5 protein-coding genes are annotated in these 3,060 nt (G+C 40.1%); 2 read left to right on the forward strand and 3 right to left on the reverse strand.

Going from position 1 to position 3,060, the window contains the following annotated elements:
• Nucleotides 1-46: 46 nt before the first annotated feature.
• Both BIV60_RS25550 and BIV60_RS25555 read right to left on the reverse strand, forming a co-directional pair.
• Nucleotides 47-916 carry an SDR family oxidoreductase gene (locus BIV60_RS25550; protein WP_071358518.1) on the reverse strand — a complete coding sequence of 290 codons (870 nt, stop codon included), beginning with the start codon at nt 914-916 and terminating at the stop codon, nt 47-49.
• A 98-nt stretch (nt 917-1,014) separates the two neighbouring features.
• The gene (locus BIV60_RS25555; protein WP_071358519.1) at nt 1,015-1,506 is read right to left on the reverse strand and encodes a YajQ family cyclic di-GMP-binding protein; all 492 of its coding nucleotides are present in this window, start codon (nt 1,504-1,506) and stop codon (nt 1,015-1,017) included.
• A gap of 119 nt (nt 1,507-1,625) precedes the next feature.
• Between BIV60_RS25555 and BIV60_RS25560 the strand changes: the two genes are divergently transcribed.
• Nucleotides 1,626-2,489: a CvfB family protein gene (locus BIV60_RS25560; protein WP_071358520.1), complete on the forward strand. Its 864-nt coding sequence runs from the start codon at nt 1,626-1,628 to the stop codon at nt 2,487-2,489.
• Between the two features lie 67 nt (nt 2,490-2,556).
• Nucleotides 2,557-2,688 (forward strand): DUF3941 domain-containing protein, encoded by a 132-nt coding sequence (locus BIV60_RS28850; RefSeq protein ID WP_083402464.1) that lies wholly within the window; start codon nt 2,557-2,559, stop codon nt 2,686-2,688.
• Nucleotides 2,689-2,836: 148 nt separating this feature from the next.
• Here the strand turns inward: BIV60_RS28850 and BIV60_RS25565 are convergent.
• Nucleotides 2,837-3,060: DegV family protein (locus BIV60_RS25565; protein ID WP_177177401.1), on the reverse strand; the 224-nt coding region annotated here is incomplete at its 5' end.

Consider the following 3,060-nt stretch of genomic DNA (forward strand, 5'->3'; position numbering starts at 1 on the left):
TTGTCTTGTGCTATGCCTGAGGCTGAACAAGGCGCCTGCGCTTTTCTTAACCATTAACAATCTCTCCACCATTCACATGGATGATTTGTCCGCTGATATAGGCGGAGTCGTCGGAAGCTAAAAATACGTAGCTGGGGGCAAGTTCATGCGGTTGTCCTGCCCGTCCCATTGGAGTTGTGGAACCAAATACAGCGACTTGATCCGCGGTAAAGGTGGATGGAATGAGCGGTGTCCAGATTGGACCAGGTGCTACACCGTTCACGCGAATACCATGTGAGGCAAGTGATAAGGCGAGTGAGCGTGTAAACGATACAATTGCCCCTTTTGTTGCAGAGTAATCCAATAATTGTTCATTCCCCTTGTAGGCGGTAATCGACGCTGTATTAATAATCGTGGCGCCCTTTTTTAAATGCGGGAGTACCATTTTTGCCATATGAAAATAGGAGAAAATATTTGTTCGAAACGTTTTTTCCAGTTGGGCAGCTGTGATATTTAATAAGCTTTTTTGTGGATGCTGTTCTGCCGCGTTGTTTACGAGAATATCAATTTTACCGAATGAATCGATGGTTTTGTTCACGACACCCTTGCAATAATCTTCACTGCCGACATCACCGGAAAAGAGCAGGCAGCGGCGGCCTTCTGCTTCGATTAATTGTTTTGTTTCTTCTGCATCCTGATGTTCTTCTAAATAAACAATTGCCACATCCGCACCCTCTTTGGCAAAATAAATGGCAACGGATTTACCGATACCGCTATCTCCTCCGGTAATAATCGCAATTTTTCCTGTTAATTTTCCACTAGCTTGATAATTTGATTCGACAGAAACAGGACGGGGATTCATTTCACCTTCCACACCCGGTTGATGATTTTGATGCTGGGGTGGAAAAACTTCTTTCGGATGTTTTTTACTGCTCATTTTGTTACCTCCAAGTGTAAATTACACTTGTTAGTTTCTGATAAAAAGTTAAAAATATGAAAAAAGGGAAAAGGTTTTAGAACCAATTCCCCTTTTTTCTAACGATAGTTAATAAACTGGACATCTACAGTTAAGTCAGCTTCACGAACTAAAGAAATAATCTTTTGGAGATCGTCACGGCTTTTGGCGCTTACTCGAACTTGGTCATCCTGCACCTGACTCTTTACCTTAACACCGCTATTTTTAATAATTGTGTTTATTTTTTTGGCATTTTCTTTATCGATTCCTTGTACCAGTTTTGCCCTTTGTCTGACGGTTCCGCCGGAAGCTTTTTCAATCTTGCCGTAATCAAGATTTTTAATCGGAATCCCTCGTTTTATCATTTTGCTTAGGAGGACATCCTTTAATTGATCTAATTTATATTCATCATCTGATATGAGGACAAGTTCTTCTCGATCAAGTGATGCTTCACTTTTGCTTCCTTTAAAATCGTAACGTGTCTGGATTTCTTTCATAGTTTGGGTAATGGCATTTGTGACTTCTGAAAAGTCTACTTTGGATACAATATCAAATGAACTGTCTTTAGACATGTCAAAAACCTCCTATATTGTTTTAACAAAATCCTGCTAAAGTTTTCCTTTATGGCTACATTATAGTAAAATAAACAAGTTCAAACAACCTTCTCGAAGGAAAGAAAAGAGGAGTTCAAATGTCATTAAAAGAATTGATTGGGCAGACCACCACATTAGAAGTGGCTCGAAAAGCGCCATTTGGCTATTTTCTAACAGATGGAAATGAAGATGTCTTGTTACATATAAATGATGCCGAGCGTGAATATGAAGAAGGGGAGAAATTAGAAGTCTTTCTTTTTCATGATTCCCAAGGAAGAATGACCGCATCAACAAAGATTCCAGAAATTTCTGTAGGGAAGTATGGCTGGGTAAAGGTAACAGATGTCAATACGGAAATTGGAGTCTTTTTAGATATTGGAATGCAAAAGGACCTTCTTTTAGGTGCAGATGATCTGCCGGCACATAAATCCGTTTGGCCCAAACCAGGTGATATGGTGTACATTACCTTAAGGGTAAATCGGAATTATCTCTTGTACGCAAAGCTTGCCAGTGACCAAGTTATTCAATCCATTTCAATAAAGGCAACCAGGAAGGCATTTAATAAAAATGTCCAGGGCCATACTTACCGTACGGCAAAGGTCGGCAGCTGGGTTTATACGATTGAGGGTTTTAAAGGTTTTATTCACGAATCACAAAGAGAGCAAGAACCTCGGCTTGGTGAAAAAATTGAAGGCCGGGTAATTGATGTTAAAGAAGACGGGACCATTAATATTTCGCTGTTGGCTCGGAAAGAAGAGTCCCAGGACCTGGATGCTGACAAGATTTTTGATTATTTAATGAGTAGAAATGGTGCCATGCCATATAGTGACAAGAGTATGCCTGAGGATATTAAAGAACGATTTGGGCTGAGTAAAGGAGCTTTTAAACGGGCACTTGGCAAACTAATGAAAGATGGCAAAGTTTATCAAGAAGACAGCTGGACTTTTGTAAAAAAAGAATAGCAATTCCCTACATACTCCTTTTCGAAATGATTAAACTATTATCAAAGAAAGGAAAGGAGTTTTGAAATTGCCTCATACTACGGATAATGATAAAAAAGCACAGGACAATAATGCCTTAAGACACGAAAAAAACATGATGCGGGAAAAAAACCGCCAGGCGGGGAAAAATCAATACTCGAAAAAAACGGATCATAAATAAGAAAAGCGGAAGCGTCTTGAACAGGGGCGACGAGCATAAGATGAGCCGTCAAGAAGGTTGTTCTTTGATCTTCTTGACGGCTTTGCTTATGACCTAGAGCCCCTAGACGCTGGAGCTAGACAAAATAAAAATGAGTGAGGCTCAAGCCTCACTCGTTTTGTGCATTTAAAAAGAATAGTGCAATCGTTCCGGCGCCAGTATGGGAACCGATGGCAGAGCCAATCGAAGAAATATAGATTTCTTTTGGGTGTAATTCATCTTCAATCAATTCTTTTACCTCTAGTGCAGTTTCCAGATTATCAGCATGGGTAATCCCAACCACTTGCTCTTGTATATTGGAACCGCGCTCCTTCATCAATTCAATTAATCGGC

The organism is Bacillus sp. MUM 116 (genome assembly GCF_001866655.1).
Classification (GTDB): Bacteria; Bacillota; Bacilli; order Bacillales; family Cytobacillaceae; genus Neobacillus.

Bases quoted from the DNA above. Each gene is read 5' to 3' on its own strand.
- BIV60_RS25555 (WP_071358519.1), bottom strand. From the start codon at position 1,506: ATGTCTAAAGACAGTTCATTTGATATTGTATCCAAAGTAGACTTTTCA.
- BIV60_RS25560 (WP_071358520.1), top strand. From the start codon at position 1,626: ATGTCATTAAAAGAATTGATTGGGCAGACCACCACATTAGAAGTGGCT.
- BIV60_RS25550 (WP_071358518.1), bottom strand. From the start codon at position 916: ATGAGCAGTAAAAAACATCCGAAAGAAGTTTTTCCACCCCAGCATCAA.